Genomic DNA, 15601 nt, shown 5'->3' with positions numbered 1-15601 from the left:
GTCACTACGACCCTGTCACGGGCAGGTAGGCGTCCGCCTCGTCGCCGGCAGAACACCGCCGCGGGTCGGACGATCCGCTCGCGGTCGAATGGGGACCGTCCGGAGACCGCTCGGCGACCGCAGTCAGTCGGCCGATCTGCGAGGCACGTGGCGCGTCCTCCGGTGCGGACGGTTCGATCAGGGTCGGCGAGGGGTCAGGCAGTGCGTCAGCGTCCGCCGGGCCCTGGTCGTCCGGTCCCTCGAGGACAGCGAATCCGAGCACGACCCACCGCGGCCGATGACGGACGAGTCGACGATCCGACAACGCCGCGGAGCCCATCGCTCGGAGGCGAGCCAGCCGGAGTCGGAGCTCACGGCATCGCGGACGCAGGTTCCTCCGCGGCAGACGGAGCGGTCGTCACGCGGCCCACCGACGGGAACACGAGGAACACCGACAGCAGCGTGAGCATGAGGAACCAACCGAAGTAGTCGAACGAGAAGAGCATCACGGCGAACATGGCGAGCACCCCTCGACGCATCGCGTCGCCACGGAGCCAGGCAGCCGTGAAGACCGACACGACGAGGAGGAGACCGACCACGCCCTCGGTGCCGATGGTCGTCACGAGCTGGTTGTCGATCACCATGAAGCCGTCCTGGGGGAAGAAGCCACGGTGGTAGAGGTCGAAGTCCGACCCGAAGCCCGATCCGAACAGGACCTCGAGCGGTTCGCGGCCGAGGAGCCCCGGGACCGCATCGAGAGCGCTCGCCCTGTTGGTGTACGACCCGGAGCTGACGAGTCGATCCACCGCGGCCGCGATGTCGGACGCGAAGACGACACCGCCGAGGAAGAGCACCGCGACGACGCCGAACACCCGCACGACGACGCCGTGGCGCACGCTCCACACCACGACGATGACGCCCAGCGCCACGCCGATCATCACGCTCCGGCTCCCGGAGAGCACGATCGCTGCGATGAAGGCCGCCAGCAGCGTGGTGCGCCAGAGCGCGGCCCGGCGCTTGCCTTCGCACACGACGACGAGCAGGGCGGCGCCGATGAAGGTGGCGAAGGCGATCGGATGGCCGAGCGACCCCGAGATCCGCACGGGCGATCCGGGCAGGATCGGGTTCAGCAGGATCGAGCTGCTGCCGTCGGCGCGCAGCTTGAAACCCCACGGAACGGGTTCGCCGACGACGAAGAACTCTGCGAAGCCCAACATCGACTCGACGAGCGCAAGGCCGACGAGACCGGAGAGGAACACGGCGCGGTCTGCCGGCCTGAACCCGGCAGCGCAGGACATACCGGTCACGGCGACGATCGCCAGCTTCGCCCAGGCGACAGCGCCCGCCGGGTAGACGATGACGGTGGTGACCAGGACGATCCCCGCGAAGACCACCATCAGTGAGAACACCGGCGTCGCACGACCGAGGGTGAACCGCCGCCCGGTCGTCGCCGCCCCGAGCAGGAAGAGGCAAGCGGCACCTGCCTGCGACGCGTTCTGCACGAGCGGAGGGGCAGTCGCGCTCGCACCGAACGCCAGCACGGCGACGCCGAGCGCTGCCGCCACTCCACGCCGCCGGTCGACGGGTGTGACGAGGAACACGATCGACAGGCTGGCGATGACCACGAGGCCCGCCACGATGATGCCGATCACGCCGCCACCTCCTGCAGATCGCGTGGACGACTGCGCGGAGTGAGCTTCGCCCACTGCACGACGATACCCACGAACTCCGCCAGCACGAGCGCAGCGATGACCCCCGCCGCGCCAGCGCCGATCGCGCCGAACACGATCGCCGGCAGCCCGATCGCTGCCGCGGCGAGCGCGGCGACGACGGTGACACCCGCACGACCGTCGGCGACCAGCGCCAGACCGAACCCGCGGGAAGCGCAGATGACCGCCACCAAGACACCACCGGGCACGCTCAGCGCAGCGGTCACGTCGACCGTCCCGCTGTAGAGGACCGGAGCGACGAGCGGCATCGCCGAGGCGAAGACGCCACCAGCCGCGACCCCCGAGACGACGTTCGCGACGAGTGCGCGTCGGGTGCGTCGGACACGGACGGTGTCGTCCTCCACGGCGACCCACGCCTGGAGCCGTTGGGGCACCGCTGTCAGGAACTGCAAGCCGAGGCGGAGCGGACGGTCGAGCGCCGCGTAGAGCGCGACGAGGTCGGGTGCGATCACCGCGAGGATCGGGGTGGGCAGCGCCTTGTACATCGTCGTGGCGCCGCGGCCCGCCACGAGCGCCCACTGCGCACGGAGGGTGGTCGGTACCGCACGGACGGCGGCAGCGCTCGGGACGCACCGGACACGTGCGATCGACGTCGCGAGCGCCAGCGGCAGGATGCCCCCGACGATCAGTGCGATGCCGTACAGCTCGAGGGCACCACCGCACGCGATGCCGACCGCGGCGCCACCGACGAGCACGACGCGCGGGAGGCTCTCGGTGGCCAGGGTCAGGTGTGGCCTGTTCAACCCTGTGAAGTACCAGGCGGGGCTCAACGCGCCGAGGGTCACGCCTGCGGCGACCAGGCCCGCGGCGAGCGCGTGGTGCGGTGCGAGGACCACGGCGAGCGCAGCGCTGAGTGCCGCGAGCGGCACGACGACGATGACCCGTGCGGCGAGCGCGCGGTCGTACACGTCCGAGGCATCCTGCGGCCGACGGGCGACCTGCTGCGGGCCGACGATCGACCACCCCAGTTCTCCGATCACGGCAGCGACGAGCCCGGAGGAGAGCCCGATGGCGATGCTCGACCAGCCGGCCGCGCCGTACCGCGCAGTGGTCGCCGGGATGACGAGCAGCGGTGCGACAGCGGCGAGCAGGGGTGCGAGCACGTAGAGCCCGAACGACCGAGCACGCCGGAGGTGCCGCTTCACGACGTCAACGCCGGACGGAGGGCAGCCGCGAGGCAGGCGTACCCAGCGGCGGTGAACTGCTCGAGACGCGTGTGGGCCGTTGCCGCGGTCTCGACGTCCGCCCGCACCCCGAGGATCGCGTCCGCCGCTGCCGGTGCATCCGTCCGGTCGACCACGAGGAGCTGTCGTCCGACGACCTCGACGAGCTCACGCACGGCCGGCCCGTCGCCGGTGACGGTCGTCTTGCCGCACGCGAGCCCCTGCCACACCTTGTTGGGGACGACGTCACGAGCCTTCCGGGAATCACCGAAGACGCCGAACACGACGTCGGCGGCTGCGATGTGCTCGGCGAGCGCAGTCTCCGGGACGGAGTCGATGAACCGGACCGCGCCACCGAGGCCGGCTTCCCGGACCATCTCTTGCACGTGCGATCGATCTCGCCCGTCACCGATGAACTCCGCGACGACCGCTCGCGAGCGGGACACCTCGGCGAGGATCTCGACGATCGTCGGCACGCCGTGCAACGGAAGGTAGTTGCCGTAGTACAGGAAGCGGAGGGCGTCCCCGCGCGTGGCGGACCCGGTGGACGGTCGAGCCCATTCGGGGGCACCCACCGGGAGTGCCAGGACCGGGCGCCCGTACAGCTCCTGGAGGCGCTCGGCTCGCGGTCGGGTGTCGGTGACGCAGACGTCGGCGAGGCGCGCGGCGAGCCGGTCCTGTGCCGCCAGGCGACGCGCGGCCAGGCTTCCGGGACGGACCGTCGCCCAGTCCTCCACGACCGTCTCGTGCAGCCCGACGAAGTGGTCGACGACGAGCTGCGCGCCCCGGAGTCGCGCCACTGCCCACGCCAGTGGCGCGTGCGTGAGCCGGAACTCGGACAGGACGACGACATCGGCCCCTCGTGACGCGCGCCACAGGGAGAGGACGTCCGCGACTGCCCGGCGGAGCTTGCGCCCGGAGCGGGTGCGCTCGACGACCGTCACCTCTGCGCCGAGGTCCGAGCTCAGGAACGCACGCATCCTGACGTTGCGGGGGTAGTGCACGTCGTGCACCCCGTACTGGACGACTCGCATCGCGGTGCTCAGAGGACGGTCACGTCGGCGGACGGTGCGAGCACGTTCCGACTGTCGAAGGTGGGGATCCCGGCCAGGATCGAGAGGTCGACGTCGTCGTGGTCGGTCAGGACGACGGCGAGGTCCGTCCCGACGAGCGCGTCGGCAGTCGGTTCGACGCGCTGGACCTCCGACGGCCAGCGGTGGTCTTCGACGTGCGGGTCGATGCCGATGAGCTCGGCCCCCAGACCACCCAGCAGTTCGATGACCCTGGCGGACGGGGCTTCGCGGGTGTCTCCGGAGTTCTTCTTGTACGAGAGTCCGACGAGGGCGATCCGCGATCCACGCACCGCCTTCCGCCGGTCGTTCAGCATCGAGGTCGCACGGGCGACCACGTGGTCGGGCATGTGCTCGTTCACGTCGTTCGCGAGCTCGACGAAGCGGAAGGTCTTGCCGAGGGAGCGCTTGACCTCCCACGAGAGGTAGCTGGGATCGATGGGGAGGCAGTGGCCGCCCACGCCGGGCCCGGGAGTGAACTTCATGAAGCCGAACGGCTTCGTCGCCGCTGCGTCGATGCTCTCCCAGATGTCGACACCGAGTTCGCTCGCGAACACGGCGAGCTCGTTCACGAGAGCGATGTTGACGTGCCGGAACGTGTTCTCGAGCAGCTTCGTGAGTTCCGCTTCTCGGGTTCCCGCGACCGGCACCGTCTGCTCCACGAGCGAGTCGTAGAAGTCCTGCACGCGACGGAGGGACGCGTCGTCCATGCCGGCGACGACCTTGGGCGTGTTGACGAAGCCCCAGGTCGGGTTGCCGGGGTCGATCCGCTCGGGGCTGTAGCCGACCGAGAAGTCCCGACCGGCGACCAGTCCCGACACGCGTTCGAGGATCGGTACGACCAGCTGCTCCGTCGTGCCGGGATAGGTCGTGGACTCGAGGATCACGGTGCCGCCGGGGCGCAGTGACGCGCCGAGGGAAGCGGACGCCTGCTCGACGTACGTCAGGTCCGGACGGCTCTCGTGCAACGGCGTCGGGACCGTGATGACGGCGACGTCCCAGGCGCCGATCGCATCGTACGAGGCGAGTGCACGGTACCGGCCCGAATCGATCGCGGCCCGCACCTCTGCGGAGGGGATGTCCTCGACGAAGGAGACGCCGCCGGCGAGCGCGGACGCTCGACGCTCGTCGAGGTCGATGCCGGTGACGGTGTGGCCCACAGCGACGGCTCGCATGGCGACGGGGAGACCGACGTACCCCTGTCCGATGACGACGACTGCCTGAACGTTGCGCTCCATGGTTCCTCCGTGGGTGGATCGGGTTGACATGTGAAGTATTGCGCATCAGTATTGACATTGCAAGCGCAATTGCTTGCAAAACATAGCCGCCGCACAGACCGGCGCACCCGAAGGAGACCCCCGTGAAGCGCATGCCCCTGATCACCGCCCTCGCCGTCGCCGCCCTCGCCTCCGTCGCGCTGAGCAGCTGCTCGGCGAACGATGCGGCACCCGAGCGGGACCCGAAGCCCACCGCATCGCCGACCGTCACACCGATCGAGACCGTCTACGACAAGTGCGAGGACGGCTTCGCCACGATCCTCACCAGCAACACGAAGGCCGGCGAGACCTTCACCCTCGGTGACTGCGAGAACGTCTCGATCGTCGGCCTCGGCGCGAAGGGGTCGACCTTCGAGCTCGGGAAGGTCGGCACGCTCGTCATCGAGGGTGACAGCGTGCGCGCCGACGTCGCGAGTGCGAAGAAGATCATCGTCGCGGGTCAGGAGAACACCGTCACCCACGACGGCGGTGCCGATGTCCAGGACGACGGCGCGAAGAACACCGTCACCGCTCGGTAGCCCGCATCGCCCGACTCCGTCCGCGGGCTGTCAGCCGACCGGCTGGCAGCCCGCGGTCGCTTCATCGCCGGTCATCGAGCAGCGGTCTGGACGCCGCCGCTCCCCGGCTGTCGTAGCCTTCGGCGCTGACGTCCGCTCCGGCGTGGACCCGCGGGCCGTAGGCAGCGCCGATCCTGATCCCGGCCTCGGTGAACTGGCCGAGACGGGTGCCCAGGAGGGCGGTGTCGTCGCCCGCGACCAGGTCGACGAGCACACCGCTCGGACGCCCGACCTTGCCGTTCATCCCGAGCAGCGTGCCGCCGATGAAGCGCACCCCGCCGCGGAGGACCGCACCGCGGCCGAACTGCTCCTCGTGCCGGACGAGCGGGCCCGGCCCTCCGTAGATGAGGGCATCGTGGAACTCGACGCTGCGGACGTTCCCGATCCGCACGAGGGGGTTCGTCCCGTCGCGCTGCTCCGCCTCGAAGTGCGGTGCGATGAAGCGGACGAACTCGACGAAGTCCTGCGCGGTCGACCCCCAGCCGATGTCGAGCGCGGTGTTGGCGCTCCCCTCGATGGTCAGGTTGGTGAAGGTGAGCGTGTTCGAGTTGGTCGCGGCTCTGGGCGATCGGATCCGCATGGCGGCCTGCGACGCAGAGCCGCAGTCGTTGATGAACACGTCGGTCCAGGAGTTGTTGTTCAGCTGCTCGACGTGGAGTGCCGTTCCGGTGACGCCGTGCAACCGGAGTCGATCGAACCGCGACTCGAAGCCGTTCTGCACGACGAGCAGCGGAGCCGAGCCACCCTTGCCGAGCAGGGTGAGGTTCTCGATCGAGACCCCGTGGCCGTTCACGGTGAGCATCGGTGTCGCCACCGCCGGGTCTCGGACGAGGTTCGCTCCGCCCGAGCGCGTCGTGGACGAGGCGTAGTAGCTGATGTCCGCTCCGAGCCCGACGATCTTCACGAGCTTCGGGACCGTGATGCCGTTGACCAACCAGGTACCGTTCGGCACGAGGACCCGGCCGTAGGAGCTGGACGCGGCGTTCACCGCTCGTTGGAACGCGGCTGTGCAGTCGATGGTCCCGCCGCGCTCGGCGCCGTACTCGCGGACGTCGACGCCCATGAGGGGGTCGCCGTTCAGGTCGCGAGGATGCGCGGTGACCGCTCCCGCGGCAGGAGGTCTGAGCACGGCGCCGAGCGCAGCGGCGACGGCGGTTCCGGCGGCGAGTACGGCTCGGCGGCGGGAGACGCGTGGAGGCATGCCGATGACCGTAGGGAGTCACCCCGCCGTCCGCCGAACATGTTGTATACGTTGTGGCCCGGCCACCGCTGCGGTCGGCCTGTGCAGGAATCCCAGTACAGTCGGACCGTGCGATGGAGTCGAGTGGGCTGGCCCGGGGTCGGGTACGTCTCCCTCGAGGACGTCGAGGGCTACCCCGAGCACCTCGCACGACTCCTGACCGACGCCCCGCCGACGGTGGCCGCCCTCGCGTCGGTCACCTGGAACGAGGCCCGCGTCGAGCGTTGGGAGGTCGACGCCCCGGCGGACGACGCCAGCGCCTCGGTCAGTGCAGCCGTGGTCGTGCGGAACGACGAGGTGCTCGACACCCCGGACGGCCTCTGGAAGCGCTGGAACCACGCACGCGTCACGCTCCGCTTCGACCGGGCCGTGCTCGAACCGCAGGACACCGAGCCGCTGGACCTCCTGGCCGGGGACGTCCACGTTTCGCGCGGGGAACTCGCGCACGTCGACGCGGACGTCTGGGAGCTCCGGCTCCTGCTCTCCCCCACCGGCGAGCTCGCGGTGCACTTCCGTGACGTCGCGATCGAGGTCCGCTCGGTGCACGAGGACGACTGGGCAGGCCTGGAACAGCGGCGCCAGCACGGTTGGCACGGTCCGGTGCCGGACGGCTGGGTGGAGTGGGCGACGCCGGCGGTCCGGGCTGCGGCGCACGGCGACGTCGGCGGGCTCTCCCTCGCGCTCGACGGCATCGGCGGCGATCCGGTGGGCATCGACGAGGTCGATCCTCGCTGGGGCTTCGCCCCGCTGCACGCCGCGGCGTGGTTCGACCGGCGCGGCACCACGGAGGCGCTGCTCGAACGGGGCGCGGACGTGACGGTGCTCGACGCCGAGGGGCGCCGTGCCCTGGACCTCGCCCGGGAGCGCGGTGCACGGAAGGCGGAGGAGGTCCTCCTGGCCTGGTACGACGACCAGACCGCGGGGCTCCGCTTCACCGCGGACGACCCCACCTCCGACGAATCGGCGGACTGAAGCAGCCGGGAGGCGCGACCCGCGTGGTCACGCTGGTCGCGCCTCCCGGCTGGTCCCGTCTCAGACCGTGAGCGCGTTCGCCTGCGCGACCCGTCCGTACCAGCGCGCCGAGTCCTTCGGCGTCCGCTCGAACGTCTCCGGGTCCCACGCGACGAGCCCGAAGGTCGGGCGGAAGCCCGAGGCCCACTCGTAGTTGTCGAGGAGGGACCAGTGCTGGTAACCGAGGACCTCGATGCCGTCCTCGATGCAGCGGTGGATGCCCTCGAGGGCGCCCTGCGTGTAGGCGACGCGACGGGAGTCGTCCGCGGTGGCGATGCCGTTCTCGGTGATCATGAGCGGCACGTGGCCGGAGAGCTCCCACGCGCTGCGGAGGCCGTCCGCGGAGGCCTCGGGGTAGAACTCCCAGCCCGTCAGGGTGGTCTCGACGTCGTCGGACACCGGGAGCGGGCCGGACGGCCCGATGAAGGTCCGGGTGTACGCCTGGACGCCCAGGAAGTCGTCGCCGGCTGCCTGCTCGAGGTACCAGTCGTCGCGCGGGTACCCGTACTCCCGGAGCATCTCCTCGGAGCCGGGCTCACCGTTCGCGCGGAACGCCTGCGTCGCGATGGTCCAGCCGGACTGCAGGCCGGACACCTGCGACAGGACCTCGCGGGAGCGCTGGTGCGATGCGAGCAGGGCATCGGCGACCCCGAGGTCCGGGTTCGGCAGGCCGTAGGCGACGAGGTTCGACGCGTCCTCTCCCCCGGCGAGCATCGCGGCGATGTTCGGCTCGTTGATCGTGCAGACGTAGCGGACACCGTCCTGCACGACGGGCAGCGCGGCCTCGGTGTAGCGGGCGAACAGGTCGGCCGCGTCGGGTGCCCGCCAGAAGCCGTCGCGCTCGAACCACCGAGGGACGGTGAAGTGCATGAGCGTGACGATGGGTTCGATGCCGAACTCGTGGCAGGTCTCGACCATCCGGCGGTAGTGGTCGATCTCCGCGCGCGAGACGAAGCCGCGCTCCGGCTCGATGCGTGCCCACTCGATGCTGAACCGGTAGGAGTTCAGGCCGAGGTCCGCTGCGATCCGGATGTCCTCGCGGTACCGGTGGTAGCTGTCCGCGGCGTCCCCGGACGGCTCGACGATGGTGGTGTCGGGCTCGTGCTCGTGGACCCACCAGTTGCTGTTGACGTTGTTGCCCTCGATCTGGTGGGCGGCGGTGGCGGCGCCCCAGAGGAAGCCGTCGGGGAACTGCAGCGTGGTGATGATGGTGCCTTTCAGTGGGCGGACAGGAAGCGGTCGAAGACGGCGAGCGTCGCCGCCGGGTTCTCGACCTGCGGGCCGTGGTAGCTCTCGGGGATGACCTCGTAGGCGGCGCCGGTGTCCTCCGCCATCTGCCGCTGCCACGGGATCGGCCAGGCGCGGTCCCACTCGCCGTGGGTGACGAGCACCGGGAGGCCGGTGGCGCGGAGTTCGGCGGACGAGTCGGTGTGGTCCTCGAGGATGTGGCCGCCGGCGACGACGCTCGCGGGGTCGTGCGCGTCGAAGCGGTCGCGGACGAAGCGCGGGTCGTCGGGGAGCTCCTCGTCGGGTCGGTACGCCCAGAGCGGGTTCGTCGAGTCGAACAGCTGGCGCAGGTTCCCGCCGGTGTCGTGCAGGATCGTCAGCTCGGCGACCTTGCGGTAGGGCCAGCCGTACGGTCCGGAGCAGAACTGCACGACGTCGCGGAAGGACCCCGGGGAGGCGATGGCGGCCTCGCGGACGATCACACCCCCGAGCGAGTGGCCGATGAGGTGTACGGGCGCGCCGTCGTCGAGCAGCGCGGCGACGCGGACGACGTCGGCTGCTTCCTCCTGCAGGGTGTAGCCGGAGGGCCCGGACGCCCGCGCCGAGTCGGCCTGCCCGCGGCGGGTGATCGCGACCGCGGTCCAGCCGGCGTCCCGGAGGAGCGGCATGAACGTCCGCCAGTCCTCCTTCGACCCGGTGTACCCGGGGACGATGAGGACGGTGCCCTTCGACGCGCCGTCCGGCACCACGCGGTAGGCGGTGAGGCGTCCGACGGGCAGGTCGATGCCGACGACGTCGACGCCGTCCGGGGTGGGGAGGTGTCCGAAGGCCGGGACGGTCTCGAAGTCGTGGAGCGTGGTCACAGGCGTCCTTCCGCGAGCGCCCGACGGGGGTTCGGCACCGCGTCGAGCAGGTCGATCGTGTACGGGTCCTGCGGGTCCTGCAGCACCGCGGCCGTGCGACCCCGTTCCACCACGGCGCCGTCGTGCAGCACCATGATGTCGTCCGTGATGAGCCGGGCACTCAGCAGGTCGTGCGTGATGTAGAGGAGGGAGACGCCCCACTGCTCCCGGAGGTCCTCGAGGAGCGCGAGCACCCCGGCGCGGAGCGTCACGTCGAGCATCGAGACCGGCTCGTCCGCGATGATGACCTGCGGGTCGGACGCCAGCGCGCGGGCGATCACGACACGCTGCCGCTGCCCGCCGGAGAGCTGGTGCGGGAGCTTCTGCGCGAACTGCTCCACGGGCGTCAGGCCCACGGTCTCGAGCAGTTCGAGCATCCGGCGTCGGGCGTCCCGCCCGCGGAGGTTCGTGTAGTTCGCGATGGGCCGCGACAGGATGTACTCGACCGTGTGCAGCGGGTTGAGCGCCGCGTACGGGTCCTGGAACACCATCTGCACCTCGGACCGGAGGTCCTTCAACCCGCGCCGCCCGAGCTTCGCGACGTCCGTGTCACCGAACCGCACGGTGCCCGTGGTGGGCTTCTCGACGCCGGTGAGCATCTTCGCGATCGTCGACTTGCCGGAGCCGGACTGGCCGACGAGAGCGAGCGACTGCCCGGGCTCGAGCGTGAACGAGACGTCGCGGACCGCCTGGACGGGCTGCTCGCCGCGGCGGGGTGCCGGGTACGTCTTCACGAGGTGGTCGACGACGATCGGGTTGCGGGCGGCGCTGCGCTCCCGCGAGCCGACGGTGCTGAACGACGACGTCGTCTCCTGGCGGGTGGACGACGGATCGCGGAGCGACCGGTCCGGGAAGCCCGGCAGTGACACGACCTCCGCCCGCGGGTCGGCGTAGTGCGACAGGAGCATCTTCGTGTAGTCGTCCTGCGGGTCGCGCAGGATCTCCTTCGAGCCGCCGTCCTCGACGATGCGCCCCTCGTGCATGACGAGCACGCGCTCGGTGGCCTCGAGGACGATGCCGAGGTCGTGGCTGATGAGGATCGCCGTGAAGCCCTCGGACCGCTGCAGCTCGATGATCGTGTCCATCACCGCGTGCTGCACGAGGACGTCGAGCGCCGTGGTCGGCTCGTCGAACACCATGAGGCGCGGTTCGAGCGACAGCGCGAGGGCGATCGACACGCGCTGCCGCATGCCGCCCGAGAGCTCCCCCGGGTAGCGCGCGAGCATCGTGGCGGGGAGCTTCACCTTCTCGATCAGCTCCCGCATCCGGGCGTCCCAGCGCTCCCTCGGCACGTGCCCGTGCGCCTTGAAGACGTCGATGAAGTGGTTGCGGATCGTCCGGACCGGGTTGAGGGCGTTCATGCCCGACTGCAGCACCATCGCGAACCCGCCCTGCCGCTGCTGACGGAGCGCTTCGTCGTCGAGGTCGCGGATGTCCGACCCGGCGAAGAAGATGTTGCCGCCGTTGGTGCGCGCCGGCGGCTTCTGCAGCCGCGTCAGCGCGTAGCCGAGGGTCGACTTGCCGGAGCCGGACTCCCCCACGAGGCCGACGAACTCGCCCTTCCGAAGCTGGAAGGAGACGTGGTCGACGGCTTGGACGGCCTCCTGGCCGGCGGACTCGTAGACGACCGACAGGTCGCGGACGTCCAGCAGGACGTCCTGCTGGGTCGGTTCGGACGGGAGGCGCGTGGCGGCGCCGCCACGGGCCTCCAGTCCGGTGGTGGGCTGGCCGCTCATGCTGCTGCCTCCTTGCGCTTGCGGCGCGCGCCCTCGCGCAGCCGCGGGTTGGACACGGCGTCGACGCCGAAGTTGATCAGGGTCAGGCTCATCGCCAGGAGGGCGATGCAGAGACCGGGGGCGAACAGCAGGATCCACTGGCCGGTGAGCAGGGCGTTCGAGTTCTGCGCCCAGTAGAGGATCGTGCCCCAGCTGACGATCGACGAGTCGCCGAGTCCGAGGAACTCGAGGCCGGCCTCGGCGAGGATCGCGCTCGTCGCCGCACCGAAGAACGAGCCGACGATGAGGCTCGTCATGTTCGGGAGGATCTCGCGGAACACGATGCGGGTGGCACCGTCGCCGGAGAACTGCGCGGCCGTAACGAAGTCACGGCTCCGCAGGGACTGCGTCTGGCTCCGGAGGACACGAGCACCCCAGGCCCAGCCGGTGACCACGATCACGGCGATGATCACCGCGATGCCGCCGTTCTGCAGGTACGCCGCGATGACGATCATGAGCGGCAGGCCGGGGATGACGAGGAAGAGGTTCACGATGAACCCGATGACCTCGGCGACCCAGCCGCGGATGTAGCCCCAGCTCAGGCCGATCGCGACGGCGACGAGCGTGGAGAGGAAGCCCGCGACCGCGCCGACGAGCACGGAGACCCGGGCGCCGTAGATGAGCTGGGAGAGGACGTCCTCGCCCGCGGCGGTGGTGCCCATCCAGTGCGCCCAGGAGGCGTCGGCACTGCGGGCGAAGCCGTTCTGGCTGGCGCCGTAGGGGGCGAGGAGCGGGGCGGCGATCGCCACGACGACGAAGACGCCGAGGATGATGATGCCGACGCGGGCCTTGGTGTTGCTCCAGACGACGCCGAACTGGCGGGCGGCGGCCTTGAGCTTCGACGGGGCGGCTTGCTCTTGTGTTCTCACTGCGACAGTGCTCATCGTCGAGTCCTCGGGTCCAGGACGCCGTAGAGGACGTCCACGATGAAGTTGGCGATGAGCACCGACACGGTGATCATCAGGAAGAGGGCCTGCATGAGCGGGTAGTCCTGCCCGATCACGGCGTTGAACAGCAGGTAGCCGATGCCCGGGTAGCCGAAGACCTGCTCGACCAGGACCGAACCGCCGACCACGCCACCGAGCGCGAGGCCGAAGCCGGTCAGGTTCGGCAGGATCGCGTTCCGTGCGGCGTACCGGACGGCGACCGTGCGGCCGCGGAGGCCGTTCGCCTCGGCGAACGTGACGTAGTCGTCGCCGAGCGTGTTGATCATCGCGTTGCGCATGCCGATGATCCAGCCGCCGAGACTCGTCACGAGGATCGTGATCGCCGGGAGCATCGCGTGCTGCAGCGCGTCCCCGATGAACTGCCCGCTGAAGCCCGGCGTGGTCGTGGCCGAGTAGGCACCCGTCGTCGGGAACCAGTGCAGGACGTAGCCGAGGAAGAACAGCAGCAGGAGCGCGGTCCAGAAGTACGGGAACGTCGACATGAAGCTGCCGGACAGGGTCGGGAGCGAGTCGAGCCAGGTGCCGCGCTTCCACGCCGCGCCGACGCCGATGAGGGTGCCGAGCACGAACGCGATGATCGTGACGAGGCCGACCAGCACCAGCGTGTACGGCAGGGCCTGCGCCACGAGGTCGCCGACGGGCTGCGGGTAGAACGTGTAGCTCGTGCCGAAGTCGAGCGTGACGACCTGGTGCAGGTAGCTGACGTACTGGTCCCAGAGGTTGCCGCTCGGGACGCCGAGCTGCGCCTCGATGGCCTTCTTCGTGGCGTCGGTGACGGGGCCGTTCTGGCTGAGCTTCGCGAGCGCTGCGTCGGTCGGGCTGCCCGGCATGAGGCGCGGGAGCACGAAGTTCAACGTGACCGCGGCCCAGAGCGTCAGGACGAACAGGACGAGTTTCTGGAGGAGGTACTTCACTTCGCTGCCTCCTGTTCCTCGAGGATCTGGCGGCCTGCGGCGCTGTCCCGGAGCCGCAGCTTCGAGAAGATCAGCAGCGGTGCCGAGTCGTAGTTCTGCGGTGCCATGTACGGGTCCTCCGCGCTCGGCCACCCGACGAACTTGTTCGTGTTGAACAGGCCCCAGAGGCCGCCGTAGTACATGCCGATGACCGGGACGTCGTCGAACACGATGTTCTGCAGCTGGTGCAGGATCTCCAGCTGCTTCGCCTTGTCGGTCGTGGCCTTGTACTCGTCGAGGAGCGCCTGGGTGTCGGCGTTCTCGTAGCGCTCGTAGTTGTTCACCGTCGACTTGCCGACGGGCTGGTAGAAGTCGCTCGACAGCAGCGAGTTGAAGGCCTGGTAGACGTCACCGTTGCCCATGCCGCCCATCGCCATGTCGAACTTGCCGTTGTTGAGGTTGGCCTGGTAGCCGGCGGGCTGCGGCGCCTGGAGGGTCACCTTGATGCCGATCGCCGTGAGGTCGCGCTGCACCTGCTGGGCCGCGCGGAGCCAGTCGGAGTAGCCGTTCGCGGTCATGATCGTGATGGTCAGCTGCTTGCCGTCCTTCACGAGCTTGCCGCCCTGCTGCGTGTACCCGGACTTCGCGAACTCCTGCAGCGACCGCTTCGTGTCCTGCGTGATCATCCCCTTGTCCGGGATCGACGGGTCGAGGTACTGCTCCTGGTTCGGCAGGATCAGGCCGGTCTGTCCGGCAGCCGTCAGGTTGCCCTCGGTCGCGGTCTCGGCGATGTCGTTCCGGTCGAGCGCGTACGAGATGCCCTTGCGGACGTTGACGTCGTTGTACGGCGCCTTCGTGAGGTTCGGGACGAGGCCGATCACACCCCCGGCCGGGAACCACCACGTGTTGGTCCCCGAGGCCGCACCCCAGGTCCCCTTGACGTCGGAGATGAACGAGTACGCCCAGTCGTAGCCCCGGGTCACGGTGTCGAGCTGGGTGTTCGTCGCCGGGAGGATGAGGTGCTTGATGGCGATCTTGTCGGCTTGCCAGTACCGCGGGTTCTTGTCCATCGAGTACTGCTGGTCGGTGTAGTTCCCGAGGACGAACGGCCCGGTGCCGACGGGGTTCGGGTCCCGCCACGTGGTCGGGTCCTTCACCTTCCCCCAGTGCTGCTCGCCGAGGATGTACGTCGCGCCGATGATGTTGAGGCTCGGCACGTCGTCGCTCTTGAGGTGGAAGACGACGTGGTCGCCGTCCTGCTCGATGCGCTCGATGTGTTGCCAGGCTCCCTTGATGTCCATCGCGGGGAACTTCTTGAGCAGATCGAACGTGAAGACGACGTCCTTCGCGCTGAACGGGTCACCGTTCGACCACTCGACGCCCTGCCGGATGGTCATGTCGATCGTCCGGGCGTCCGGCTGTGACCAGCTGCTCGCGAGCCACGGGGTTCCCTTGCCGTCGAGCGGGTTGACCTCGATCAGCGGCTCGTACATCCATTTGCTCGCGGTGCGCGCGTTCGAGATGTACGGGTTGAAGTTGCGGTCGAACAGCGGGTTGCCGTGGTCGGCGTTGATGAGCATCGTGTCCTTGCCGATGCTCGGGTCCGGCTGGGAGCGGACCTGGATGCTGCAGCCGCTGGCCGCGAGGGCCACGACGGCGATCCCGGCCAGGGCGGCGAGGAGACGGCCGCGCCGGCGGGGACGGGCGGTGCCGGCGGCACGGGTGCCGCGGGCTGCGCGCGGGACGGACGGGCTCGTGCCCGCCGGCTCGCGCATGCGCTGTGGGGGAAGCGTCATTGCTCGGTCGACCTCCATGTCGATTCGGTACCGC

The 15601-nt window shown here is 69.8% G+C and carries 13 protein-coding genes; 2 read left to right on the top strand and 11 right to left on the bottom strand.

Going from position 1 to position 15601, the window contains the following annotated elements:
* Positions 1–350: 350 nt before the first annotated feature.
* Genes ACSW7Y_RS00580 through ACSW7Y_RS00565 form a run of 4 tightly spaced genes read right to left on the bottom strand, consistent with a single transcriptional unit; the run spans position 351 to position 5180 of the window.
* Entirely contained in the window at positions 351–1631 is a 1281-nt protein-coding gene (locus ACSW7Y_RS00580; protein WP_438124419.1) for a hypothetical protein, read from the bottom strand.
* Positions 1628–2854 carry a hypothetical protein gene (locus ACSW7Y_RS00575; RefSeq protein WP_438124418.1) on the bottom strand — a complete coding sequence of 409 codons (1227 nt, stop codon included), beginning with the start codon at positions 2852–2854 and terminating at the stop codon, positions 1628–1630. Before ACSW7Y_RS00575 ends, ACSW7Y_RS00580 begins: the two co-directional genes overlap by 4 nt.
* Complete coding sequence (locus tag ACSW7Y_RS00570) at positions 2851–3906, bottom strand: glycosyltransferase (protein ID WP_438124417.1); 1056 nt, start codon at positions 3904–3906, stop codon at positions 2851–2853. The genes ACSW7Y_RS00575 and ACSW7Y_RS00570 overlap by 4 nt, the downstream gene beginning before the upstream one ends.
* Before the next feature lie 8 nt (positions 3907–3914).
* Positions 3915–5180: a nucleotide sugar dehydrogenase gene (locus tag ACSW7Y_RS00565; protein ID WP_438124416.1), complete on the bottom strand. Its 1266-nt coding sequence runs from the start codon at positions 5178–5180 to the stop codon at positions 3915–3917.
* 122 nt (positions 5181–5302) lie between these two features.
* Here ACSW7Y_RS00565 and ACSW7Y_RS00560 point away from each other — a divergent pair, with 122 nt between their 5' ends.
* Positions 5303–5737 carry a hypothetical protein gene (locus ACSW7Y_RS00560; protein ID WP_438124415.1) on the top strand — a complete coding sequence of 145 codons (435 nt, stop codon included), beginning with the start codon at positions 5303–5305 and terminating at the stop codon, positions 5735–5737.
* A 61-nt stretch (positions 5738–5798) separates the two neighbouring features.
* On the opposite strand, the gene ACSW7Y_RS00555 is transcribed toward ACSW7Y_RS00560, so the two are convergent.
* Positions 5799–6977, bottom strand: a complete 1179-nt coding sequence (locus tag ACSW7Y_RS00555; protein ID WP_438124414.1) for a glycosyl hydrolase family 28-related protein — start codon at positions 6975–6977, stop codon at positions 5799–5801.
* 108 nt (positions 6978–7085) lie between these two features.
* On the opposite strand from ACSW7Y_RS00555, the gene ACSW7Y_RS00550 reads away from it, so the two are divergent.
* Positions 7086–7988, top strand: a complete 903-nt coding sequence (locus tag ACSW7Y_RS00550) for a hypothetical protein (protein WP_438124413.1) — start codon at positions 7086–7088, stop codon at positions 7986–7988.
* Positions 7989–8048: 60 nt separating this feature from the next.
* Here ACSW7Y_RS00550 and ACSW7Y_RS00545 read toward each other — a convergent pair whose 3' ends face one another.
* From ACSW7Y_RS00545 to ACSW7Y_RS00520, 6 genes are read right to left on the bottom strand one after another with little or no spacing between them, the layout of a single operon-like run.
* Positions 8049–9236, bottom strand: a complete 1188-nt coding sequence (locus ACSW7Y_RS00545; RefSeq protein WP_438124458.1) for a glycoside hydrolase family 1 protein — start codon at positions 9234–9236, stop codon at positions 8049–8051.
* A gap of 8 nt (positions 9237–9244) precedes the next feature.
* Entirely contained in the window at positions 9245–10117 is an 873-nt protein-coding gene (locus tag ACSW7Y_RS00540; RefSeq protein WP_438124412.1) for an alpha/beta fold hydrolase, read from the bottom strand.
* Positions 10114–11892 carry an ABC transporter ATP-binding protein gene (locus ACSW7Y_RS00535; protein ID WP_438124411.1) on the bottom strand — a complete coding sequence of 593 codons (1779 nt, stop codon included), beginning with the start codon at positions 11890–11892 and terminating at the stop codon, positions 10114–10116. The genes ACSW7Y_RS00540 and ACSW7Y_RS00535 overlap by 4 nt, the downstream gene beginning before the upstream one ends.
* Positions 11889–12815 (bottom strand): ABC transporter permease, encoded by a 927-nt coding sequence (locus ACSW7Y_RS00530; protein WP_438124410.1) that lies wholly within the window; start codon positions 12813–12815, stop codon positions 11889–11891. The genes ACSW7Y_RS00535 and ACSW7Y_RS00530 overlap by 4 nt, the downstream gene beginning before the upstream one ends.
* Positions 12812–13792 (bottom strand): ABC transporter permease, encoded by a 981-nt coding sequence (locus ACSW7Y_RS00525; RefSeq protein WP_290132920.1) that lies wholly within the window; start codon positions 13790–13792, stop codon positions 12812–12814. The genes ACSW7Y_RS00530 and ACSW7Y_RS00525 overlap by 4 nt, the downstream gene beginning before the upstream one ends.
* Positions 13789–15567, bottom strand: coding sequence for an ABC transporter substrate-binding protein (locus ACSW7Y_RS00520; protein ID WP_438124409.1), 1779 nt, complete (start codon positions 15565–15567; stop codon positions 13789–13791). Before ACSW7Y_RS00520 ends, ACSW7Y_RS00525 begins: the two co-directional genes overlap by 4 nt.
* Positions 15568–15601: the final 34 nt, after the last annotated feature.

It is taken from the genome of Curtobacterium flaccumfaciens (assembly GCF_051548005.1).
Classification (GTDB): Bacteria; Actinomycetota; Actinomycetes; order Actinomycetales; family Microbacteriaceae; genus Curtobacterium.
Note: the sequence above shows the minus strand (reverse complement) of the source record. Positions and strands in the feature narration are given on the sequence as shown.

Coding starts and splice junctions, on each gene's coding strand:
- ACSW7Y_RS00570 (WP_438124417.1), bottom strand. CDS start 3,906: ATGCGAGTCGTCCAGTACGGGGTGCACGACGTGCACTACCCCCGCAAC.
- ACSW7Y_RS00565 (WP_438124416.1), bottom strand. CDS start 5,180: ATGGAGCGCAACGTTCAGGCAGTCGTCGTCATCGGACAGGGGTACGTC.
- ACSW7Y_RS00555 (WP_438124414.1), bottom strand. CDS start 6,977: ATGCCTCCACGCGTCTCCCGCCGCCGAGCCGTACTCGCCGCCGGAACC.
- ACSW7Y_RS00535 (WP_438124411.1), bottom strand. CDS start 11,892: ATGAGCGGCCAGCCCACCACCGGACTGGAGGCCCGTGGCGGCGCCGCC.
- ACSW7Y_RS00530 (WP_438124410.1), bottom strand. CDS start 12,815: ATGAGCACTGTCGCAGTGAGAACACAAGAGCAAGCCGCCCCGTCGAAG.
- ACSW7Y_RS00520 (WP_438124409.1), bottom strand. CDS start 15,567: ATGACGCTTCCCCCACAGCGCATGCGCGAGCCGGCGGGCACGAGCCCG.